Raw genomic sequence first — 22,972 nt, forward strand, 5'->3', positions numbered from 1 at the left:
CCGCTGCGAAAAATTTGAGTTAATCTGGAACTGAAGTCCTTGTTTTCACCACATTTCTGTTCTGGTTCAGAACCGAACATCGTTTCATCCTGTATGTGTTGCCAGGGGTGGCAGGGGGTAACGGGCGATGATGCTTCAGTTCGAAAGAGTGGTGGCAACGGGGACCGCAGCGCTCGATTCAGGTATCGGCGATACGGCTTTAAAAACGTTTAACGGGGAAACGTATCTTTACAGCACGAGCGGATCCGGGGGAGGGCTCGTGTCTTGGCGCCTTGTGGAGGGGGCTGGCCCACAAGAACAGGACCAACAATATTTCGATGCCTCGATTGCCCATCAGGTCGGGCACAGCGGAACCCCGATTCATCTGGCGGGCAATGATCAACTGGTCCTCGACGTCGATACTGCCACAGGGCTTGTGGGTTATGAACTAAACGCGGATGGCACTATCGGTGCCTTGCAAGAAACCAATGCCTTGACGGGCGGCGGGGATATCGCTGCAGCGGTCCAGGTAACGATTGGGGCTGGCGACTTGCTTGCGCTTGCGCATGAGGACACAGGCCAGATCGGCACCTATAGTATCAATGGTGATGGATCGCTGAGCCCGGCGCATAGCATCAACGCGTCTGCCAGTACGCTTCAGACCCTGCAATCGGGGTCGAATCATTTCATTGTCGGCGCAGATGCAACCAGTGGAACAATCTCGTCATATTCGATCGATCAAGGCAGTGGCGTGCTCTCTGAGGTTGCCGGTAATGACGATATCCAAACGCTGGGCATCAGTTCTCCTACGGCGGTTGAGACAATTCAAGCCTATGGAAAGTCATGGATTGTTGTGGCCGGATCGCAAAGCAATTCGCTAAGCGTTATGGAATTGGACGCCAGCGGGCAGTTAAAGCCGACGGATCATATTCTGGATACCCTGCATACCCGGTTTGGGGCCGTACAGGATCTTTCAATTCTTGAAGTTAATGGTCGGGTTTTCGTGGTGGCTGGGGGCGGGGATGATGGGATCACGCTGTTTACAATGACGCCGGACGGGCAGCTCATCCATATGGATAGTTTTGCTGATACCCTGGACAGTGGATTGCAAAATGTCCAAACGATCAGCGTTGCGCATATGGGGGATGAGCTGCAGATATTTGTATCATCTCAACAGGATGCAGGGCTCACTCAGTTGAGCGTATCGATTGCCGACCTTGGAATTGTTGTCGAAGGCTTCGGTACAGTAACCGGTACCGCGCAGGACGACATGCTAAAAGGCGGCATACTGGACACTATTCTGGACGGCGGAGCAGGGGACGATATGCTGACTACCGGCACTAGTTCCACGACCATGACGGGTGGTGCTGGCGCGGACATCTTTGTGATCCGTCAAACAAGTGGCCCGACTGTGATCACGGACTTTCAGGCCGGCACCGATCGTTTGGATCTGACCGATTATCCTTTTCTGCGCACCCCAGCGCAGTTGGATTTCACTTCCACCGCTCAAGGCGCCCAAATCGCTTATCGCGACGAAACGATAGAACTTGTTTCAGCTAATGGCACCTCCCTGACAACTGAGCAGGTATTCGGCGCAGGGTTTGGTGGTCCCGATCATATTCCTGTCAATCTGGGTAGCGGGCCGGATAACAACTCATCAGACGGGGTAGCTGGTGGGTTCACGCTGAATTCGACGACTCCAAACGCAGCGTTGGGAAATGCTGAAATCCGGTTCACCCCAGACGGAGGGTCTGCAATTGTTGCGCAGGCAAATGCACAAGGTGAATTTGATCTGGATCTACCAGACGGCGCGTTTCCCGGCCAATTGGACATCATTAAATCGTATTCAACGGCAAGCAGCGAGATAACAGCGCTGGATGCATTGCAGGTTTTGCGCATGTCGGTTGGACTTGATCCGACATGGGGTCCGGCAACGGCCGAAAATTACATCGCGGCCGATATCACCCGGGATGGATCGGTAAACGCGTTGGATGCACTGGCAATTCTTCAGGTTGCGGTTGGCCAGCCTTCTGCGCACAACGCTGAGTGGGTTTTTCTGGATGCAAATGCGGATCTATCCGGAATTTCACGCAGCAACGTCACCTACGAAACCGGAGCAGAGGTCACTATTGTTGATAGTGATCTGTCGGTCGACATGACCTCAATACTGCTTGGCAATATCGAGGCAGTTTGAATGAGACTGCGTGACCGGTGCTATTCTCGAAACGCGCGGTAGAAGTAATCTGCCAATGGTTTGACCAGGTAAGAAAGCGGAGTGCGTTCATCAGTTTTGATCATGGCTTCGACAGGCATACCCGGCAACAGTTCCTGGCCATTCAAACGGTCCAGTTGTCCTTCGTCAGGCACAACTTCAGCACGGTAGAAGGTAAAGCCGCTTGTCTCATCTGTGAATGAATCTGCTGAGACATTGATCACACGGCCATTCAGCTCGGGCGTGTCGCGTTGATTGAATGCGGGAAAGCGCAGGGCGACTTCCTGTCCGCGATGTAACTGATCCACATGCAACGCATCCACCCGTGCTGCGACCAACAAGGGCGTATCCTGCGGCACTACATACATCATCGGCTCACCCGGCTGGATCACAGACTGGATGGCAAAAACCTGACTGTCGTAAACTGTGCCAGCGACGGGTGCACGGATGTCTAGACGCGACAAACGCTCGGAAAGGGAAAGACGACGTTCTGCCAGTTCTACAACGCGAGACTGCACATCCCGAAGCTCGGTGATGGCTTCTTCGCGCCGCGTGGCCTGCAATTCAACAATTTGAATTTCGGTCGTAGCGATCTGGCCTGTCAGTCGCGCAACTGTGGATTCGAGGCTGCCAATTTGCCCTGTTAGATTTGCCTCTTCCCGCTGCAATGCAGAAACGCGGCTGGCCTGCGTCAGGCCGCGATCAAGCAAACCTTGCTGATCTTCGAGCTCCGTTCTGATCAATTCAACCTGAGTATTCAGTGACGCCAATTGCGCCTGCGTCCCCTCAATCTCGTTCTGGATCTGTATCTTCTGTTTCCCAAGCTGGTCGATCTGCTGGGTCAGCGTTTCCAACCTGGCGTTGAACAGACGTTGTTGGCCTTCCAACAGATCGTCGTCGATCGATTCGCGGGTTTTGAGCTCTTGCAGATTTTTCTTCAACGTATCTGCGTTCGCACCATCCCGTTCAGCCTCTAGCCGGGTCTTTCGGGCAAGTAACTCAAATAGCTGAGATTCCACGATCGTTTGTTCCGAGGCCAAAAACGTATCGTCAAGCCGCAGCATCATGTCCCCACGCGCCACTGCGTCACCGTCACGAACGAATATCTCGCCTACAACGCCACCATCGGGGTGTTCGATGACCTGACGATTGCTCTGAACTTCGATCACACCTTGCGAGATAATAGCACCGGCCAGCTCAGTGCGGACGCTCCATAATCCCAGTCCCAGGATCAAAACTGCCAGAGCCAAAAGGCCGACAAAAGCGGGCGCTTTAATACTCCAAACGGGACGTGAACTCTTGTCTGCCATTATTCACCCACCTTGTTCAGGTGCCTTTTGATAACGTTGGCGTTTTGGACCATCGTGTTCAAAACTTCATCGCGCCCACCGGATTTGACGATCTGGCCTTTCTCGACAACGACAAGATCGTCGCATTCCGAGATCGCTTGAGGCCGGTGCGTCATGATAATCGTGGATTTGCCCGCGCTCTTGAGCTCGCGGACCGCGTTGTTCAGGGCGAGGGTTCCGTCTGCATCCAGGGCCGAGTTTGGCTCATCCAGAATCAACAATACCGGATTACCATAGAGAGCGCGCGCCAATGCAATCCGCTGTTTCTGCCCACCGGAAAGCTGGCTGTCATTGCCCTCAAGGAAAGTATCGTATCCTTTCTCAAGCCCCAGAATCAGCTCATGCGCATTGGCTGTTTTCGCTGCGGCAACTACAGCTTCGGGATCAGGGGTTTGTGACATCCGGGCGATGTTTTCAGCAACCGTTCCGTTAAAGAGGGTCACTTGCTGTGGCAAATAGCCAATATGTTGCCCAAGATCATCAGGGTCGTATTGATCAAGTGTAGCGCCGGCCAAACGGATTTCCCCTGCCGCCGGTTGCCAAAGGCCCAACAACGCTTTGGCTAGGGTTGTTTTGCCAGACCCACTTTTACCAATCACACCCAGAGCTGTGCCGGGGCGCAACTCAAGTGCCGCATTCCGTAGTGTCGGTGTCTTCGCGCCCGGAGGGATCACCGTCAGGCCCTTTGCGACAAGATGTGCTTTGGGAACGGGCAGTTTGGTGCGCGACGCCTCGGGGGGCGTTGAATCAAGAAATGTGTTCAGGTTAATCCATGCCGTGCGCGCGCGTTCGATCATCGACCATTGACCCACCGCCATTTCGACCGGAGCCAAAGCGCGACCTAGAAGGATCGTGCCAGCAATCATAGCACCGGGCGTCATTTCGTTGCGCAGAACCAGCAACGCGCCAAGCGCCAGCATGGCGGATTGCAAAAACAGCCGCAGAGACTTGGTCAACGAAGTAAAGCTGCCGGTCCAGTCGCTTGCGGATATGGATTGAGAAAGCGCCTCGGTGCGTTGGTTCAACCAGCGTTTTGAGACATCTTCCTGCATGCCCTGAGATCTGACGACCTCGGCAGCTTGTCTGGCGTGTTCAGAAAATGCATTTGCTTTGGCAGAGGCGATTTGAGCATCTGCCACTTTGCGATGGGTCAACGCTTGGTTTAGTAGGGCGATAACAACCAGAAGCGTTCCGCCTGCGACGGCCAACCAGCCTAGCAACGGGTGGAACAGGAAAATTGCAGCCACAAAGACTGGAGTCCAAGGGATGTCCATCACCGCCAACAAAACGGGCGAGGCACATAGTGCACGGATCGATTCTAGATCTCGCAATGCAGTCGCAGGTGCTGATCGAACCTGTGGGAACAATGCGCGTCGCATGGTCCCTTCAAACACGCGTTCATCGAGTGCTGATTGAAATCGCGCTCCGAACCGAGCCACAATTCGGCCGCGCGCATAGTCCAACATCGCCATCAGCGCATAAAGCAGCGCGACAAGCAGAAATAGCGCTGATAAAGTCTCGACCGAGCGTGACCCAAGGACCCGATCATACACTTGCAGCATGAACAGCGGTCCGGTCAGCATAAGCAGATTGACAAAAACGCTGAAAATGAAGGCAAGCGCCAGGAAACTGTTCCCCTGATTACGCACCTTTCGCAGCTCATGGCGCTGAGGCGGGGTGTTGCGGTTTTTCAAGCTCACGCGTTTTGGCCCTTGATTGCTCACAATTGGAACTCGTCAACAGCCAATCTTCCTGTACCCGAAGGCGGCCTGACATTTCCCGCAACTATATCTGCCTACCTGCACCGGAACAACGCGCGTTTCATGCGCCGCCAATTGTTTAGGCGGTGTTCGTACCGATGAATTGATTGGAATGGCAGGAAAGTGCCGACATTTTTGCCTTGCGGGTCCAATTCTAAGCGCATTCATCCAGCGCTTAGGACACCGTCAAACCATTCAGAGTTTTGGTCCCGCGTAAGCGGTCATACGAGCGACAGCCGTTCCTAAGTACCATCCGCCAGGTGTTCCGGCCCTGCTCGGCAAAGCCGGTCGCAGTTTCATTTAAGCACGAACAATATTTTGCTCAGAGGTACGGTATTTACCGCGGGTGTCGATGAGGAGCTTCGCGTGATTTTTGATCAACTCATAATCAAAGGCATCGTGATTGGTCGCCAGAATAACTGCATCCTGCTCCGACAGAACCTCAGGGGTAAGGGTTTCAGATGACAATTCAAAGAAGTGTTCCCGCATCGTGGGAAATTCGGGCACATGGGGGTCCGAGTAGCTGAGATCTCCTCCATTGTCTCGGATCAGCTCCATCAAGGTGACAGAAGGGCTCTCTCGCATGTCGTCGACATTTTTTTTGTACGCGATGCCCAAAACCATGATTTTACTGCCACGAATCGCTTTGCTGCGATCATTCAGCGCATTGGCGAGTTTGCCAAACACATATTCCGGCATCGCCGTGTTCACTTCACCGGCCAATTCGATGAAGCGTGTGTTGATGCCGTATTCACGTGCTTTCCAGGTCAGGTAAAATGGATCGATAGGGATGCAGTGCCCTCCAAGTCCCGGACCCGGATAGTAAGGCGTAAACCCGAAGGGTTTGGTCGCGGCCGCGTCGATAACCTCAAAAATATCGATCCCCATGCGGTCAGCAACGATTTTCATCTCGTTCACGAGGCCAATGTTTACCGCCCGGTGGATATTTTCCAGAAGCTTTGTCATCTCGGCAGTCTCGGTCGAGCTTACCGGTACGAGCTTATCAATCGCGTGCTCATAAAGCGCGATGCCCGCCCTCAGGCAAGCCTCTGTATGTCCGCCGACCACTTTTGGGATTGTATTAGTCGTAAAATCAGGGTTGGCGGGGTCTTCGCGTTCGGGTGAGTAGACAGCAAAAAGATCCTCACCAACCTCAAGTCCATTTTTCTCAAGCCGAGGCAAAACTTCTTCTTTGGTTGTGCCTGGATAAGTCGTGCTTTCCAGCGCAATAACCTGACCCGGACGCAAATGATCTGATATTTGGTCACACGTATCGGTGACAAAGCTCAGATCTGGCTCGCGATATTTGTTGAGTGGCGTTGGCACGCAAAGCATAATGCCATCCGCCTCAGCGATACGCGAAAAATCCGTGGTAGCCTCGAACCCATTTTCCCGTGCCGCTGTGATGCGGGCATCGTCGATATGCTCAATCGAACTGTGACCGGAGTTTAAGTCCTGCACCTTTGTGGCATCCAGGTCGAAGCCAATGACCCGGTATCCAATTTCGGTATATCTGAGGGCCAGGGGCTGTCCGACATATCCCAGTCCAACAATCCCGATCACAGCCTGCTTCGCATTAAGTTTGTGTAGCAGGTTGTCCAGTGATGTCTGTGTCATGACAAAATCGCTCATTATCTAAGTCTGCGCAGGAAAGTCAGAGGGGGCCCGAATACGAAGTCGCGTCTCTACTAGTTGCTTTGGTGGAAAAGGCAATGGGTATTTGCTTTGCAAACAGTTTTGGCCATTGTAACTTCGTCAAGTTCGGAAGCCATTGACTTGCAGCTTTCACTTTTTTCCCGATTGGAAAATTGAACTGAAATCATGATTGAGTTCATCGGCTGGCTGACGCGCAGATAGCACGCCTAGACCCTTCATCCCGAAGTCGCCTAGAAAGCCCCGGTTCGACGATAGGTGTGTACTGAGAGAAATAGTCTTTTTCATTCACAATGATATGCACTGACGTGCCGCTCCTGCCGATTATGGTCCGTGCAAGACCCCGGTCAAATATGACAAGCGTCGGTACAGACGGCAAAACCGCATCGAGATCATATCCGATAGGCTCAAGGGTCTAATGCGCGTTGCGACGCGCTTTGACCGCTGTCTGTCACTCAGCCATCGCTCTCGCGGAAACCGCCATCCATCGGTTGGAAGGCCTGACGATGGGGGCAGTTCGCTGCAATCGCCTTTGGTGCGTAAAGTGACTTGGACTGTGCAATTCAATACAATAGGCTTTTAGGATCCTACCCCCAAGTTCGACATGTTTGATGCAAAGATCTTCACTGTCATACCCTTGTTGTGAAAAGCATCCAGAACACGCGTCGATCCACAAACCTGAGAGGTGCCTTATGTCCTATTCCAATCGTAGTTTGATTTCGCGCCGTCAGTTTCTTGCCACTACGACCGCCAGCGCAGCTGCCATCACCTTGCATCCCTTTTCGGCGGCGGCGGCCAACAATCAGGCGCATCTGAGGATCATGGAAACCACTGACATCCATGTTCACGTGTTCCCATACGATTACTATGCGGACAAACCGCGCGATACTGTCGGACTGTCGCGGACCGCTTCGATCATCAATGAGATTCGTTCCGAGGCGACAAATTCGCTGCTCGTCGATAATGGAGATTTTCTGCAAGGCAATCCGATGGGCGATTACATCGCCTATGAGCGTGGCATGAAAGAAGGCGACAGCCATCCGATCATCACTGCCTTCAATACTGTTGGTTATGACGCTGCCACTTTGGGCAATCACGAGTTCAACTATGGTCTAGATTTCCTTGAAAAGGCGCTTGCTGGTGCAGAATTCCCTGTTGTTCTGGCCAATGTTGCAAAAGAGACTGGGGCGTCCCCCCGCGATGATACGACTCTGGTAAAGCCCTATGCCATCCTTGAGCGTGAGGTTGAAATGGGGGATGGCAGCAAGCATCCGATCAAGATTGGTGTCATCGGTTTCACGCCACCGCAGATCATGAACTGGGATCGCAAGCATCTGGAAGGCAACGTGCAGGCGCGTGACATAGTCGAAACGGCGCAGGCTTACGTACCCGAGATGCAAGAACAAGGGTGCGACCTGATCATCGCCTTGTCGCATTCCGGCATTGGGGATGCGGATCACGCTGATGGAATGGAAAATGCTTCAGTCGTTTTGGCAGGGGTCGATGGCATCGACGCGCTGGTGACCGGGCACAATCACCTCGTATTCCCGTCCGCTACCTTTGCTGATCGTCCCGGCATTGATGTCGACAAGGGGACCTTGATGGGCAAACCGGCGGTGATGGGCGGATTTTGGGGGTCACATCTTGGCCTGCTGGACATGCTGCTTGAGCGCGACGGAAACGAATGGCGGGTTGTGACGACAACGTCCGAGGCGCGCCCGATTTCAAAGCGAAACGAAGACCGTTCGATCACAGCACTTGTTGGCGACGATCAGAAGGTGCTGGACTCGGTCGCGAAAGATCACGACGAAACACTGGCTTATGTACGCCGCGCGGTCGGCAAGACTTCGGCTCCGCTGCACAGCTACTTCGCGTTAGTTGCGGATGACCCATCGGTGCAAATCGTCTCGATCGCGCAGAAATGGTACGTCGAAGAGATGATGAAGGGCACCGAACATGAAGGTCTGCCCATTCTATCGGCTGCAGCGCCGTTCAAGGCCGGGGGTCGCGGCGGCCCGGACTATTACACAGATGTTCCGGTGGGCGATGTTGCGATCAAAAACGTAGCTGATCTTTACCTGTATCCCAATACCGTGCGCGCGGTACGCGTGAACGGTGCTCAGGTTCGGGGTTGGTTGGAACGCTCGGCGGGTATGTTCAACCAGATCGAGGCGGGATCCGAGGATGCGATTTTGCTAAACCCGGACTTCCCTTCCTACAATTTCGACGTGATGGACGGTGTGACCTACCAGATCGACTTATCGCAACCGTCGCGCTTTGGACCCAAGGGGGAAGAGATCAACCCGGATGCAGCCCGTATCGTAGATTTGGCCTTCAACGGTGAGACGGTCACGGATGACATGGAGTTCATCATTGCCACCAACAACTATCGTGCTTCGGGCGGCGGTTCTTTCCCGGGCGCAATGGGTGATACCGTCGTGTTCGAAGCCCCTGACACCAACCGCGACGTGATCGTGCGGTATATCGTCGAGCAAGGAACAATCGATCCCAAGGCCGATGCAAACTGGTCGTTTGCGCCGCTTTCTGACACCACCGTGTTGTTTGAAACTGGTCCAAAGGCGCGCGACTACATGGGCGAAGTCAAAGGCGTCACCATCGAGGATGCCGGTGAAGGCGCTGATGGGTTTGCGGCATTCCGCATCAGGCTCTAGCAAGGGTAAGGTCCAAATTACAGTGTGAGCGGCCGTCTTAGATCATTCATCTGACGGCCGTTCGAAGGTGCTATGTTGCTGGGCCCCGTTCAGTCTTCGTCTTGAAGCGGAAGCCTATCGCGCACGAGATTTGCCCAGAATTCCGCGCCGATCGGCAGTAACGCATCGTTGAAGTCGTAGTCATTCGAATGCAGCGGTTGCCCATTCGGGCCAGTTTCACCGTTGCCCAGTAGAATAAAGCAGCCGGGTACGGCTTCGCAGAAATGCGCGAAATCCTCTGAAAAGCTCATCGGTTGACGATTGGGAAGTGTGTCCAGCCCGGATTGCTGCGCGACGCGGATGGCAGCTTCGGTCGGGATCGGTGCGTTGATCGTTTCGATGAACTCAGTTTTGAAATCCACTTGGACTTCGACGCCATGCGCGGATGCGATGCCATGCGCAATCTTGCGCATGTGTTCTTCAATCATATTTCGATCTTCAGGGCTGCGAGCCCGCGCATCACCCTTTAGCGTTGCAGTTCCAGGTAGAACGTTGCGCTGCCCGTCGGTCAGAAACTCGGTCACTGACACAACCGCCCCGGCGCCCGGGGCCAGCTTGCGCGCGACAATTGTCTGAAGCGCCAGAACGATTTCTGACCCAACGGTTAGCGCATCACGTCCAGACTGCGGCATGGATGCATGGCCGCCTTGTCCATTGATCGTAATTTCGAAAAGGCTTTCTGATGTGCATATTAAACCGGTTCGGGTCGACATCTGCCCGACGGGTGCCCCAGGCAGGTTATGTATGGCGTAGACTTCTTCGATTGGAAATCGCGTCAAGACATTCTCGTCCAGCATTGCTTTAGCCCCCAGTCCAAGCTCTTCATTCGGTTGAAACAGGAACACCACCGTGCCGCTGAAACCGGGATCCGAGGACAAAGTCTTTGCTGCGCCCAACAGCATCGTCATGTGACCATCATGGCCACAGGCGTGCATAATGCCGGGATTTTGCGACACGTAATCATGATCGCTGGCTTCCTGAATGGGTAGCGCGTCCATATCTGCGCGTAATCCGATCGCGCGGTTGCCTTGACCGGCCCTGAGGATACCCACTACGCCCACGCCTTCATGAACTTCAAGCCCGTATTGACGCAGCAGCGCCGCAACTTTGGCTTTGGTTTTCGTTTCATTGAAGCCCAATTCGGGGTGTCTGTGGAACGACCGCCTAAGTTGGCGCAGTTCGGTTTGGTTCAATTCCATGGCGGTTAATGTTCCCAGATTACAGGTGCTATCCGAGCGGGGCGAACTCAGACTCTAGCCCTGATTGGTAGAGTACGATGGCAGACGGGTCCACCGGCCCGGCATCTCTCAATCGTTCTGTCCCGACCAGCCTCGCCTGAATGAGGTCGGCGCTGCGCCGTATCGTTTCTTGAACCGAACTGTCAGTTGGGTCGCGCTGCCAAAACCCGTGGCGGCCGCAATTTCAGCAACGGTCATTTCTGTTTCGCTTAGCAACGCGTAAGCGCGCGCCACACGCAACTCGATGTAGAATTGTACCGGGGAAACCTCGACATACTTTTGAAACAGCCGCTCCAACTGTCGGCGAGAAATCTGAACGATCTTGGCGATCTCAGAGATATCCAGAGGCTCTTCCAGATTCTCATGCATGATCTGGATGGCGTTGATCAGGTATTGGTTCCGACTGCCCAACGCGACAGAAAACGCGGATTTCTGGAGCGTTTTTTGATTGTTGGATCGTGAGTGGATGCACATGTCCGAGACGATGATGGCCAGATCCTTTCCGAAGTCGGTTTCAATCATGTCCAGTACCATATCGGTTGCCGCGTTACCTCCACCGCAGGTCATCAGATCATTGTCAATCTCATACAGGTTCGCCGATGGTGTCAGGTGTTCGAAGTGTTCAACAAAGGCGGGTTGGTTTTCCCAATGCAGTGTGAACCTCTTGCCGGTCAGCATACCTGCCTTGGCCAGCGTAAATGCGCCGGTACAAATTCCACCAAGCTTGCAGCCAAACGCTTTCTGACGGCTGATCCACGAAAGGATCGTTGAATTAATGCTTTCCGATGGTTCGATCCCTGAACACACAAACAATCTGGATGATCGCGGTAAATTATGCAGAGCCAAGTCAGCTGCTATTTCGACTCCATTGGAGCATCGAACAGGGTTCCCATCCTCAGAGATCAGAAACCACTTGTAGAGCTCTTTGTTGGTGACCTGATTGGCGATCCTCAGCGGTTCAACCGCTGCACTAAAGGCAAGCATGGTGAGTTTCGGCAGCAACAGAAAATAGATCTCGTTGGATGATCCGTCATAATCGATGTCGAACGTCGCGGCCCCTTTCGGAACGAAATTCCTAGGTTTCATGCTCTCTTTTCCCAGTGCGGACCTGGATGGATAACCGGCCCGTACAATATCGTATCGATCGAAACACCAGCGTATCAACTTCGCAGATCACAAGCGAGTGGTCCTACGACAACAATTGGCCAGCGAGTAGCTGCGAGCTTGTCTGTAAGACGGCAATTGAGGATGTGGCCGGGTCATTAATTGAACCGGTGGCAAAGCATTGTTAACTGGACTAACAATCGTATCTGTCGTCAACCTCATGAATGGTGAATGCCAAAAGGTCAGGCCCAGTGTGGTATCAACCGCATTCGACTGCGCTGTCGATTCACACGATCAAGCTAAACAGCCTGAGTTTTGCCTGCAAATCGCCGATTTCGTACACTTTCGGGCGATGCATCATAGTGATCCCGGAACGCACGCACCAATGCACTTGTGGAAGAAAAGCCCGTAGCAGTCGCCACTTCAAGATAGGTCATCTCGGTAAATTGAAGCAGGCCATAGGCCCGTTCTAGGCGAAGTTCCCGATACGTTGTCAGCAGTTTTACACCCGTTCTGTCCAGAAACCGCCGCTGTAACTGGCGCGTTGATGTACCAAGCGCCATCGCAAGTTCCGGTATCCTAACCGGATCCTCCAGATTGTTCTGCATCTTTTCAACAACCTGTCGCACCATTGGGTCGGCTTTTGAACGTCTGATCAATCGAGCTGCCAGTTGGCTTGCGCATGTAGTTTGCCTGTCGGCCAACCCGATATAGCTGCGTACTGACTCGGCAAGATGCTCGCCGTGATCAAAGGCAACAAAATCGGACAACAAACGCAACGTGCCCAATCTGGTTGATGCGCTATGGGTGCGGCTATCTGAGGACCAGTATGTACCCGAACCGACGTCGATCAGTCCAACCTCTTGCGCTGCGGCAGAAAAGTTGGGGTGAACCGATGCAATCCGCTTGGTTGCGCGACTAGTCTGGGCGAGAAGAAACACTGCACCGCCAACGAGAATTGATCGGTAGGACAGGTTCAATACTTGGGCGATCCAGGTTTTGTCCGACGGTGTCAGAGGCCAGCTTTTGTAGATATCCCCCCAGAAAATCGCGGTTCGCCCGGCCCAGTGCAAGGGTCCGCCCGCAGCACCGTCGGCAATGGTGCGGATATTTGTAATGTATGTATGGCCTTCGTTCAGTTCATTCAGGGCACGATAGAAATCAACCAGCATATCTGCCGATGCTTCCGCTCCGCCCTCGCAAAGAATGATCTCGATCTGATGGTCTCGTTTGGGTCGTGCCAACGTGGTTTCGGTCAAATGCGCATGGTCATTTGCAGGGACATAATGCTTCATTTCTCCTCCACCTTCTTTAGCGCTTCGGCCGCGAGCAATCGTTCCCGAACTTGGATTGAAACCCCCGCCAGTTGGCGGGGGTTTATTGATTGAGGTTTATTCAGCTGCGTCCATGTATTCTGACATTGGCGGGCATGTGCAGATTAGGTTTCGGTCTCCGTATGCGTTGTCGACGCGGTTGACGGGGGACCAGTATTTGTCGACGCCCATGGAGCCTGGGGGGAAGCAGGCCTGTTCACGGGTGTAGGGACGGTCCCAGTCGCCGACCAGATCGCGCACCGTGTGGGGGGCGTTTTTCAGCGGGTTGTTTTCCGCGTCGATCTTGCCGTCGATGATGTCCTGTGCCTCGGAGCGGATGGACAGCATGGCGTCGCAGAAGCGGTCCAGCTCATCCATGGGTTCCGATTCCGTGGGCTCGACCATCAGGGTGCCGGCCACCGGCCAGGACATGGTGGGCGCGTGGAAGCCGCTGTCCACCAGACGTTTGGCAATGTCATCGACGCTGACATGGGCCGCCTCGTCCAGCGGGCGGGTGTCGAGGATGCATTCATGCGCCACGCGACCCGTTTCCGAGGTGTAGAGGATCGGGTAGGCATCCTTGAGCCGCGCCGCGATGTAGTTGGCGTTCAGGATCGCCACCTTGGTCGCCTGCGTCAGACCCGCGCCGCCCATCAGCAGCACATAGGCCCAGCTAACCGGCAAGATCGAGGGCGACCCAAAGGGCGCCGCCGAGACCGGACCCACGGCAGTGCCGTATTCCGGGTGGCCGGGCAGGTGCTCGGTCAGATGCGCTTTGACGCCGATCGGACCCATGCCGGGGCCGCCGCCGCCATGGGGGATGCAGAAGGTCTTGTGCAGGTTCAGGTGGCTGACGTCACCGCCGATGTCTCCGGGACGCGACAGACCCACCATGGCGTTCATGTTGGCGCCGTCGATATAGACCTGACCGCCGTGATCATGGGTGATCTGGCAGACCTCCTGCACGGTGGTCTCGAACACGCCATGGGTCGAGGGGTAGGTGATCATGCAGGCGGCCAGATGATCGGAGTGCTTTTCGGCCTTGGCGCGGAAGTCATTCAGATCAATGTTGCCCTTCTCATCCGCCTGCACAGGCACAACCTGCCAGCCGACCATCTGCGCCGAGGCCGGGTTGGTCCCATGCGCCGAGGTCGGGATCAGGCAGACATTGCGCTGCCCTTCGCCCCGGGCGAAGTGATAGTTGCGGATGGTCAAGAGGCCTGCGTATTCACCCTGCGCGCCCGAGTTGGGCTGCTGGCTGATCGCGTCATAGCCGGTGATCTGGCACAACTTGTCGTTCAGATCATCGATCATCTCATGATAGCCCTGCGCCTGATCTTCGGGGCAGAACGGGTGCAGGTTGCCGAACTCGGGCCAGGTGACCGGGATCATCTCGATCGTGGCGTTCAGCTTCATGGTGCACGAGCCCAGCGGGATCATCGCCCGGTCCAGCGCCAGGTCGCGGTCGGCCAGACGGCGCATGTAGCGCGTGATCTCGGCCTCGGCCCGGTTCTTGTGGAAGATCGGGTGGGTCAGGTACTCGCTTTCGCGCAGCGCGTAATCCGGCAGGCGATAGGCCACGTTCGAGCTGTCATCCTTGCGGTCGATGCCGAAGGCCCCCCAGACCGCCTCGATGGTCTCGGGCCGGGTCTGTTCGTCCAGGCTGATGCCCACTTTCGTGTCGCCGACCTTACGCAGGTTGACGCCCCGGGCCACAGCGGCCTCCATGACCGTTTTCTGCAGATGGCCAACCTCAACCGTGATCGTGTCGAAGAACACTTCCGGCTCCACAGCAAAGCCTGCCTCTTCCAGACCGGCGGCCATACGCGAGGTCTTGCGGTGCACCGATTGCGCGATGGCCTTGATGCCGTCGGGGCCGTGATACACGGCATACATCGAGGCAATCACCGCCAGCAGCGCCTGCGCGGTGCAGACGTTCGAGTTGGCTTTCTCACGCCGGATGTGCTGTTCGCGGGTCTGCAGCGCCAGGCGGTAAGCCTTGTTGCCCCGGCTGTCGATGCTGACACCGATGATCCGGCCCGGCATCGAGCGCTTCAGCTTGTCGGTGGTCGCCATATACGCGGCGTGCGGGCCACCATAGCCCATCGGCACACCAAAGCGCTGGGTCGAGCCGATGGCGATATCCGCGCCCATCTCACCGGGCGACTTCAGCAGCGCCAGCGACAGGATATCGGCGGCGACGATGGCAATCGCCTTGTGTTCATGCAGGGCCGCAATCTCGGCGGTGAAGTCGCGCACATGGCCATGGGTGCCGGGGTACTGGAAGATGGCGCCAAAGACCGCGCCCGCATCCAGCGTGTCCGGATCAGCCACCTGCACCTCGATGCCCAGAGGCTCGGCGCGCGTTTTAATCACCGCGATGGTCTGCGGGTGGCAGTTCTTGTCGACAAAGAAGGCTGCATTGTTGGCCTTGGACCGGCCGCCGCGCTTGGCCATCGCCATCGCTTCGGCTGCCGCCGTGGCTTCGTCCAGCAAGGATGCGTTGGCCACGTCCAGCCCGGTCAGATCGCTGACCATGGTCTGGAAGTTCAAGAGCGCCTCAAGTCGGCCCTGGCTGATCTCGGGCTGATAGGGGGTATAGGCCGTGTACCAAGCCGGGTTCTCCAGAATGTTGCGCAGGATCGGCGCAGGCGTCGTGGTGCCGTAATAGCCCTGGCCGATCAGCGAGGTCAGAACCTTGTTCTTGCTCGCCACTTCTTTCATGTGAAAGAGCGCATCGCGTTCCGTCATCGCCGGGCCCCAGTCCAGCGGCTCTTTCTGCCGGATCGCGGGCGGGACGGTGGCGTCGATCAGCTCGTCCAGCGTCTTGAAGCCGATCACCTTGAGCATGTCGCGCATCTCGGTCGGGCTGGGCCCGATATGGCGGCGGTTGGCGAAGTCATAGGCTTCGTAATCGGTCAGTTTGAAGGCCATGTGTGCGCTCCTCAAGGATAGGTCAGGCCCGGCGGAGACGGCAGGAGCCTCCGGCGGAAGTATTTGGAAACAGATGAAGGGGCGGGGCCGCGCACGGACCCGCCGCCTGAGTTAACCGATGAAGGCCTTGTAGCCGGCCTCGTCCATCAGGTCTTCGAGCTGCGAGGCGTCCGCGATCTTGATCTTGTAGATCCAGGCCTCGCCTTCGGGGTCTTCGTTCAGCGCGCCGGGATTGTCGGCCAGTGCCTCGTTCACCTCGGTGATCTCGCCGTCGACCGGTGCGTAAAGCTCGGACGCCGCCTTGACGGATTCAATCACGCCGATCTCGCCGCCTTTTTCGAACTCGTCGCCTGCTTCCTGCTGTTCCACGAACACCACGTCACCCAATTGCTCGGCGGCGTGTTTGGTGATGCCCAGCGTGGCGGTGTCGCCGTCAACGCTCAGCCATTCATGCTCTTCGGAATAATAGGTTGCCATGTCTCTCTCTCCTGACTTCAACGCTTGTAATTCTGTTTGACGAAGGGCAGCGCCACGATCTCAGCCGGTTGCGGCTTGCCCCGGATGATCAGGTTCACCTTCTCGCCCGGCTCGCCATGGCCTTTGCTCACATAGCCCATCGCCACCGGTCCACCCACCGTGGGGCCAAACACGCCCGAGGTGATCTGACCGATGCTGTTGCCCTCAAGGCACCGCACTTCCACACCCTGACGCGCAGGCGCACGGCCTTCGGGCTTGATGCCCACCAGCTTGCGCGCGGGACCTTCGGCCAGTTCCTTTTGCACGCGGGCCGCGCCCGGGAAACCGCCCTCTTCCTTGCGGCGCTTTTGCATCGCCCAGCCCAGCGAGGCCTCGACCGGCGAGGTGCTCTGGTCGATGTCATTGCCATAAAGGCACAGACCTGCCTCCAGCCGCAGGCTGTCGCGCGCGCCCAGACCGGCCGGCTCGCAATCCTCATGCGCCAGAAACGCCTTGGTGATCTCGATCGCCTTGTCCTCGGGGATCGAGATCTCGTAGCCATCCTCGCCGGTATAGCCCAGCCGCGAGATACGGCACTCAACACCGTTGATATCGGCAACCGTGGTTTCCATGAACTTTAGATCACGCGCGGCGGGGCACAGTTCGCCCACAACGTTTTCCGCCGCAGGGCCCTGAACCGCCACCAGCGCGCGGTCGAAAATCTCGATCACTTCAACGCCTTCAAGGTGCTCACGCATATGCGGAATGTCCTGATGCCGCAGCGCCGCGTTCACCACCACAAAGTAATGATCGCCCGCATTCGACACGATCAGGTCATCCATGATCCCGCCTTCTGCGTTCGTAAAGAACCCGTACCGCGCCTTGCCTTCCTTCAGCGTCGCATAGGCCTGCGGGCAAAGCGCTTCCAGCTTCTCACCCACATTCTCGCCCCGCAAAATCACCTGACCCATATGGCTCACATCAAACACCGCCGCCTTCTCACGACACTGCTTATGCTCCCCCATAATCCCCAAAGGATACTGAACAGGCATCTCCCAACCCGCAAAATCAACCAACTTACCTCCCAACTCAACATGCAAAGCGTGCAAGGGAGTGCGTTTTAAGGATGAAGTCATGGTGGCCACCTGCTTTGTATCAGTTACCCAGAAACGTTCCTGTCAGTCTGACCCAAGCTGCACAGATTGCAACGATTCAGCCCAGGATTTCAGCAGATCGCCTCGATCACGGCAGAACAGTATACGGGTGCATGCATCAATAATGTTCCTATAGGAAACTTTTTTCCGTTAGGCAACACTCCTTGTTCGGAGTCAGTAAAACTGTGCCGAGCACCCGCCCATAGCTGGTGGACATCCCCGATAGTAACTTGGTTTCGCGTGGAAAATCATGAAATGGTCTTCAACTTACCTTCATTCCTCAAGGGAATGAACTGCGCGATCAAGCACCCTGAGACCCGCAACCAAATCCTCTTCGGCTGTGTCTTCGGCAAAATCGTGGCTGATTCCGTCAATCGACGGGACAAAGAGCATCGCAACCGGCATCAGGCGCGAGACATTGGTGGCATCGTGGAGCGCTCCGGATGGCATATTGCGCCAACGCCCAGGCGAAATGGCCTGCGCGCCGCTTTCCAGCGCACCGCGCAAAACCGGGTCCATGCTGACGGGCTCTAACCCCAGCATCGGGCCGTAGGTTAGTGTTACGCCCTGCTCTTCGGCAATCTGCTGTGCGGTCGCGCGAATGATGTCTTCCATACGCACCAGACGCTCAGGATCGCCGTCGCGCCATTGCATCGAAAACCGCACCCGTCCCGGCACGATAGAGGACGCATTGGGGTGAACATCAACACGCCCGATGGTCCAGACGGTTTGCGGCGTGACCACATTACGGAACCGGTCGTTGAGACGCGCGTTAAACAGCGACAGGGCCTGAAACGCATCACGTCGCAAATGCATTGGCGTGGTTCCGGCGTGGTTTTGCTGGCCTTGGAAGGTGATGGCCATATCGCGGATGCCGACGATATCGGTGACAACGCCGATCTGTTCACCGGCTGCATCCAGTGCCGGGCCCTGTTCGATGTGCATTTCGATGAAACCGCTGAACCGAGCAGGATCAACAAAGCCTTGCGACTTCTTTGCCATTTCAGCCCGCGCGCTGCCAAAGGTGACGCCTGAGCCATCAGTCAGCACGTCCGCCTGTTCCAAAGATAATCCACCTGACCAGACCGCCGATCCGGTGGTGACGCCGAACCGCCCCTCTTCGTCCTGAAAACTGACGACCGAGATGGGTCGATCACTAGAACGCGCGATTTCCAGTGCCGCAATAACGCCCAGGGCTCCGTCCAGCCAACCGCCCTCGGGCTGGCTGTCGGAATGCGAGCCCATCAGCAGCGAGGGTCCATCAGCCAACCCGAACAGGTTTCCAACCGGGTCGACATGCGGAGTCAGGCCAGCCTCGGTCATGCGCCCGACGAGCCACTGGCGCGCGGCGATATCAGCTTTGGAATAGGCGGGGCGGACGACGCCCTTGCCGACGCCCGAAGCCCCGAATGAACGCAGCGTGTGTAGATCGGTCAGAAACCGTGTGTGATCGACAGCCATGGGTCCTCCTTGTCGGGGTGACCATAGCGGTAAACTTCGCCTGATATAGGAGTTTTTTCGGGCCCGCGTGAAAGCCCTCTGGTCCCGGCCCCGAACCTGCCCTAAGACGTCAACGCAAGAGGGATCATCATGTCACATATCACATTAGTGCGCCACGGGCAGGCCAACACAACCGCACGGGATGAGCTGAGCTATGACCGGCTGAGCGAACTGGGTCACCAACAGGCCCGTTGGCTGGGCGCGCATTTGCGCGATACCCGCCTGCATTACCCTCGGGTTTATTGCGGCACACTCAACCGGCACGTGGAAACTGCGGCTAGCATGGGGCTGCCGCAGCCAACTCGGGATGCGCGGCTGAATGAGATCGAGTATTTCACCCTCGCCCAGTTATTCCAACAGCAGCACGGGGTTGAAATACCAACCGACCGCGAAGGCTTTGTCGAGCACTTGCCCCGCACCTTTGCCGCCTGGTCCCGGGGCGAGATCGAAGATACGCCGGAAACCTTTGAAGAGTTCGAGACTCGCGTTCGCGACGCTCTGCGTGAGATAGGCACCGAAGGCGGTCCGGCAATTGTCGTGACCTCGGGCGGGCTGATCTCGATGGTGGTGCGGCAGGCGATGGGCTTGGATATCCCATCGATGGCGCGGGTGGCGCTTGCCATCATGAACACGTCGATGCATCGTCTGCACCCGATTGGCGCGCAGCTAAGTCCGGTTCTGTTCAACGCAGTGCCCCATCTGGAAGCGCCAGACCGTCAGTTCGCGCAGACCCATCTGTAAGGAGGCTACAATGCAACTTTATTATGCCCCCCGCACAATCTCGGTCGCCGTGGCAATTGCGCTGGAAGAGGCCGGGCTTGAGTATGAGGCCATCCAACTGGACTTTGCCGGAGGTGAGCAAACCAAACCCGCCTATAAGCAGATCAATCCAAAAGGTCGGGTCCCGGCACTGGTTGTGGATGGCGGCATTCTGACCGAAACCGGAGCGTTGTTGGAATACATTGCCGCTGAAGCGCCCGAGGCGGGATTGGTGCCATCAGATTCGGTTATGGCGGCGCGGATGCGAGAGGTGATGTTTTATCTCGCCTCGACCATGCATGTGAACCATGCCCACAAGATGCGCGGGCCCCGTTGGGCAGACAAGAAATCCAGCTGGAAAGACATGAAGGACAAAGTCGCGCAAAACATGACTGAGTCCTGCGCATATATCTCGTCGAACGGGTTGCGTGGGACGTTTGTTTTGGGCGAGGCGTTCTCGCTGGCCGACGCGTACCTGTACGTGGTTTGCAGCTGGCTGGAGGGCGACGGTGTTGACGTCTCGGCCTTTCCAAAGATCATCGCCTTCCGAGAAGCGATGGAGGCGCGTCCCTCGGTACAGGCGGTACGCGCTGCCGGTATGCTCTGACAAAAGGAATTGGAATGACACATCTCTGGGTCCGGGCAGAACAGCGCCCGAACGAGGAACGGGTCGGGCTGACCCCCGAAGGCACTGCCGCGTTGATCGCGGCAGGCATCCGCGTGACGGTCGAGGAAAGTTCCGTCCGCGCCATCGCAATTGATGGCTACAAGGACTCGGGCTGTGAAATCGCGGCTGAGAATTCCTGGCCCAATGCCCCGCTGGACGCGATCATCTTTGGCCTCAAGGAGCTGCCCGAGGACGGCACGCCCCTGCCCCACCGCCATATCATGTTCGGCCATGCCTATAAGGGGCAACATTCAGGACGCGCGCTTTTGCAGCGGTTCAAGGCTGGCGGCGGCACACTTTATGATCTGGAGTATCTGGTCGAGGAAAACGGCCGCCGGGTTGCCGCTTTCGGCTATTGGGCTGGATACGCGGGGGCTGCCGTGACGCTCAAGACATGGGCGGCCCAGCAACGAAATGAAGAATGCCCGCCGGTTGGTGTTTATAAGAACAAAGACACGTTGAATGCCGAATTGCTGGCCGAGCTGGACTCCACCGGCGCCGACCGTCCCCGCGCCATCGTCATCGGTGCGTTGGGCCGTGTTGGCACAGGCGCGGCTGATCTCTGCGAGGCAATGGGCGTCAGCATTACCAAGTGGGACATGGCCGAAACCGCCCGCGGCGGACCATTCCCAGAAATCCTCGACCACGACCTGTTCTTGAACTGTATCTTCGCTCGTCCCGGCACACCGGTCTTTGTCCCACGGTCAGCGCTGACCACCTCGCGGAACCTTACAGCTATCGGCGATGTGGCCTGCGACCCGGATAGCGATTACAACCCAGTGCCGGTCTATGACCGCGCGACCACATGGGATGCCCCCGCCTTGCGCGTGGCCACCGATCCGGTGATGGATGTTATGGCGATCGACAACCTGCCGTCGATGCTGCCTGTCGAAAGTTCCGAGGACTACGCGGCGCAATTGCTTCCGTCGTTGTTGACCCTCACCGATCTGGACAGCGGCGTCTGGGGCCGGGCAGAAGCAACTTACAAAACTCATATTGAAGGGATCTGAGCGATGACGATTCACTGGTGCGGCACCGGCCTGTCGGCCATCCCCGGCCTGCGCCGTCTTATTGAAGGCGGGCACAAAGTCACTGTCTGGAACCGGACCATTGAGAAGGCCAAGACAGAGGTCGGTGACCTCACCGACGACATCCGCGCCTTCGACATCGATGCATTGGGTGAGGTGCTGGGAAAAGGTGACGTCATCGTATCGATGCTGCCTGGTGACTGGCATGTACCTTTGGCAGAGTTGGCAATCACGAAAGAAGCCAACTTTGTCTCTTCCTCATATATCGCACCTGAGATGCGCGCGCTGGACGGCAAGGCCCGCGAGGCCGGGGTTGCACTGGTTAACGAAGTTGGGTTGGACCCGGGCATCGACCATCTGATGGCGCATGCGCTGGTTGCCGATTACCGCGCCTCGGACGCGTTTGATCCCCAAAACCACATGAGCTTTATCTCTTATTGCGGAGGCGTTCCCAAGAATCCCAACCCGTTCCGCTACAAATTCAGCTGGTCACCTCTGGGTGTGCTCAAAGCGCTGCGCTCTCCTTCCAAGTCAATCCGGGACTACGCGCCGCTGGATGTCGCCCGACCTTGGGACGCGATCACCAGCTACATCGCACCGCTGCCCACTCCGGAAAGCTTCGAAGTCTACCCGAACCGCGACTCGATCCCCTTCAAGGCCGAGTACCAGTTCGAGGATCACTGGCCGGTCAAGCAATTTGTCCGTGGCACCCTGCGCCTGAACGGCTGGGCTGAGGCGTGGTCGGATGTGTTCACCGAAATCGAAACGCTGTCCGACCCCGAAGGCGATGCGCGCTTGAAAGAGATGTCGGATCAGTTCTGGGCCGAGAACGCCTATGACGAGGGCGAGCCTGACCGCGTGGTTTTATGTGTGGGCCTGAAGGCGGAAAAGGACGGCGTTGAAGTTTGGCACAAAACCTATGTCATGGATGCCTGGGGCGACGCGCGCGGGACGGCGATGGCGCGGCTGGTTTCGATCCCGGTTTCACTGGCCGTCGAGGCCGTGCTGAACCGCGCTATTCCCGCAGGAGTTCACGCTGCACCCAGCGACCCGAAGCTGGTGCAGGACTGGATGCGCGAGATCGACACGCTGGCACAGCACCTGCAGATCGTGGACCACACGGCCTAAATCACAAACAGCCGCTCCGGTACCTTC

Annotated in this window: 16 protein-coding genes and 1 pseudogene; 7 read left to right on the forward strand and 10 right to left on the reverse strand. The window is 56.7% G+C overall.

What is annotated here, in order from left to right; all coding sequences use genetic code 11:
• Positions 1 to 259: 259 nt before the first annotated feature.
• Positions 260 to 2,173 carry a M10 family metallopeptidase C-terminal domain-containing protein gene (locus tag ACR0BI_RS11035; protein ID WP_480562004.1) on the forward strand — a complete coding sequence of 638 codons (1,914 nt, stop codon included), beginning with the start codon at positions 260 to 262 and terminating at the stop codon, positions 2,171 to 2,173.
• Between the two features lie 20 nt (positions 2,174 to 2,193).
• Here ACR0BI_RS11035 and ACR0BI_RS11040 read toward each other — a convergent pair whose 3' ends face one another.
• The 3 genes from ACR0BI_RS11040 to ACR0BI_RS11050 all read right to left on the reverse strand — a co-directional run bounded on the left by ACR0BI_RS11040 (position 2,194) and on the right by ACR0BI_RS11050 (position 6,932).
• Positions 2,194 to 3,501 (reverse strand): HlyD family type I secretion periplasmic adaptor subunit, encoded by a 1,308-nt coding sequence (locus ACR0BI_RS11040; protein WP_170561493.1) that lies wholly within the window; start codon positions 3,499 to 3,501, stop codon positions 2,194 to 2,196.
• Positions 3,501 to 5,240, reverse strand: coding sequence for a type I secretion system permease/ATPase (locus ACR0BI_RS11045; RefSeq protein ID WP_480562002.1), 1,740 nt, complete (start codon positions 5,238 to 5,240; stop codon positions 3,501 to 3,503). The genes ACR0BI_RS11040 and ACR0BI_RS11045 overlap by 1 nt, the downstream gene beginning before the upstream one ends.
• 360 nt (positions 5,241 to 5,600) lie before the next feature.
• A complete protein-coding gene (locus ACR0BI_RS11050) occupies positions 5,601 to 6,932 on the reverse strand; it encodes a nucleotide sugar dehydrogenase (protein WP_480503043.1) in 1,332 nt (443 codons plus the stop codon).
• 358 nt (positions 6,933 to 7,290) lie between these two features.
• Here ACR0BI_RS11050 and ACR0BI_RS11055 point away from each other — a divergent pair.
• Together ACR0BI_RS11055 and ACR0BI_RS11060 are read left to right on the forward strand one after the other, a co-directional pair.
• A pseudogene (locus ACR0BI_RS11055) lies at positions 7,291 to 7,501 on the forward strand (hypothetical protein); the annotation flags it as partial.
• A gap of 144 nt (positions 7,502 to 7,645) precedes the next feature.
• Positions 7,646 to 9,625, forward strand: coding sequence for a bifunctional 2',3'-cyclic-nucleotide 2'-phosphodiesterase/3'-nucleotidase (locus ACR0BI_RS11060; RefSeq protein ID WP_480562000.1), 1,980 nt, complete (start codon positions 7,646 to 7,648; stop codon positions 9,623 to 9,625).
• A gap of 89 nt (positions 9,626 to 9,714) precedes the next feature.
• Here the strand turns inward: ACR0BI_RS11060 and ACR0BI_RS11065 are convergent, their stop codons facing one another.
• The 7 genes from ACR0BI_RS11065 to ACR0BI_RS11095 all read right to left on the reverse strand — a co-directional run bounded on the left by ACR0BI_RS11065 (position 9,715) and on the right by ACR0BI_RS11095 (position 19,324).
• Positions 9,715 to 10,863, reverse strand: coding sequence for an amidohydrolase (locus ACR0BI_RS11065; protein ID WP_480561998.1), 1,149 nt, complete (start codon positions 10,861 to 10,863; stop codon positions 9,715 to 9,717).
• 108 nt (positions 10,864 to 10,971) lie between these two features.
• Positions 10,972 to 11,988, reverse strand: coding sequence for a GlxA family transcriptional regulator (locus tag ACR0BI_RS11070; RefSeq protein ID WP_170394570.1), 1,017 nt, complete (start codon positions 11,986 to 11,988; stop codon positions 10,972 to 10,974).
• Positions 11,989 to 12,305: 317 nt separating this feature from the next.
• A complete protein-coding gene (locus ACR0BI_RS11075; RefSeq protein WP_170637185.1) occupies positions 12,306 to 13,301 on the reverse strand; it encodes a helix-turn-helix domain-containing protein in 996 nt (331 codons plus the stop codon).
• A gap of 96 nt (positions 13,302 to 13,397) precedes the next feature.
• Positions 13,398 to 16,253 carry an aminomethyl-transferring glycine dehydrogenase gene (gene gcvP / locus ACR0BI_RS11080; protein WP_480561996.1) on the reverse strand — a complete coding sequence of 952 codons (2,856 nt, stop codon included), beginning with the start codon at positions 16,251 to 16,253 and terminating at the stop codon, positions 13,398 to 13,400.
• A 111-nt stretch (positions 16,254 to 16,364) separates the two neighbouring features.
• Complete coding sequence (gene gcvH, locus ACR0BI_RS11085; RefSeq protein WP_170393732.1) at positions 16,365 to 16,730, reverse strand: glycine cleavage system protein GcvH; 366 nt, start codon at positions 16,728 to 16,730, stop codon at positions 16,365 to 16,367.
• A gap of 17 nt (positions 16,731 to 16,747) precedes the next feature.
• The gene (gene gcvT / locus ACR0BI_RS11090; RefSeq protein ID WP_480439042.1) at positions 16,748 to 17,845 is read right to left on the reverse strand and encodes a glycine cleavage system aminomethyltransferase GcvT; all 1,098 of its coding nucleotides are present in this window, start codon (positions 17,843 to 17,845) and stop codon (positions 16,748 to 16,750) included.
• Positions 17,846 to 18,136: 291 nt separating this feature from the next.
• Positions 18,137 to 19,324, reverse strand: a complete 1,188-nt coding sequence (locus tag ACR0BI_RS11095) for a Zn-dependent hydrolase (protein ID WP_480561994.1) — start codon at positions 19,322 to 19,324, stop codon at positions 18,137 to 18,139.
• A gap of 129 nt (positions 19,325 to 19,453) precedes the next feature.
• Here ACR0BI_RS11095 and ACR0BI_RS11100 point away from each other — a divergent pair, with 129 nt between their 5' ends.
• Genes ACR0BI_RS11100 through ACR0BI_RS11115 form a run of 4 tightly spaced genes read left to right on the forward strand, consistent with a single transcriptional unit; the run spans position 19,454 to position 22,945 of the window.
• On the forward strand, positions 19,454 to 20,104 hold the full coding sequence (locus ACR0BI_RS11100; protein WP_170514965.1) for a histidine phosphatase family protein: 651 nt from the start codon (positions 19,454 to 19,456) through the stop codon (positions 20,102 to 20,104).
• Between the two features lie 10 nt (positions 20,105 to 20,114).
• Positions 20,115 to 20,729: a glutathione S-transferase family protein gene (locus ACR0BI_RS11105; protein WP_480561992.1), complete on the forward strand. Its 615-nt coding sequence runs from the start codon at positions 20,115 to 20,117 to the stop codon at positions 20,727 to 20,729.
• A gap of 14 nt (positions 20,730 to 20,743) precedes the next feature.
• Complete coding sequence (locus ACR0BI_RS11110) at positions 20,744 to 21,799, forward strand: saccharopine dehydrogenase (protein WP_480561990.1); 1,056 nt, start codon at positions 20,744 to 20,746, stop codon at positions 21,797 to 21,799.
• Between the two features lie 3 nt (positions 21,800 to 21,802).
• Positions 21,803 to 22,945 carry a saccharopine dehydrogenase family protein gene (locus ACR0BI_RS11115; RefSeq protein ID WP_480561988.1) on the forward strand — a complete coding sequence of 381 codons (1,143 nt, stop codon included), beginning with the start codon at positions 21,803 to 21,805 and terminating at the stop codon, positions 22,943 to 22,945.
• Positions 22,946 to 22,972: the final 27 nt, after the last annotated feature.

This window comes from Ruegeria sp. E5 (assembly GCF_056534105.1).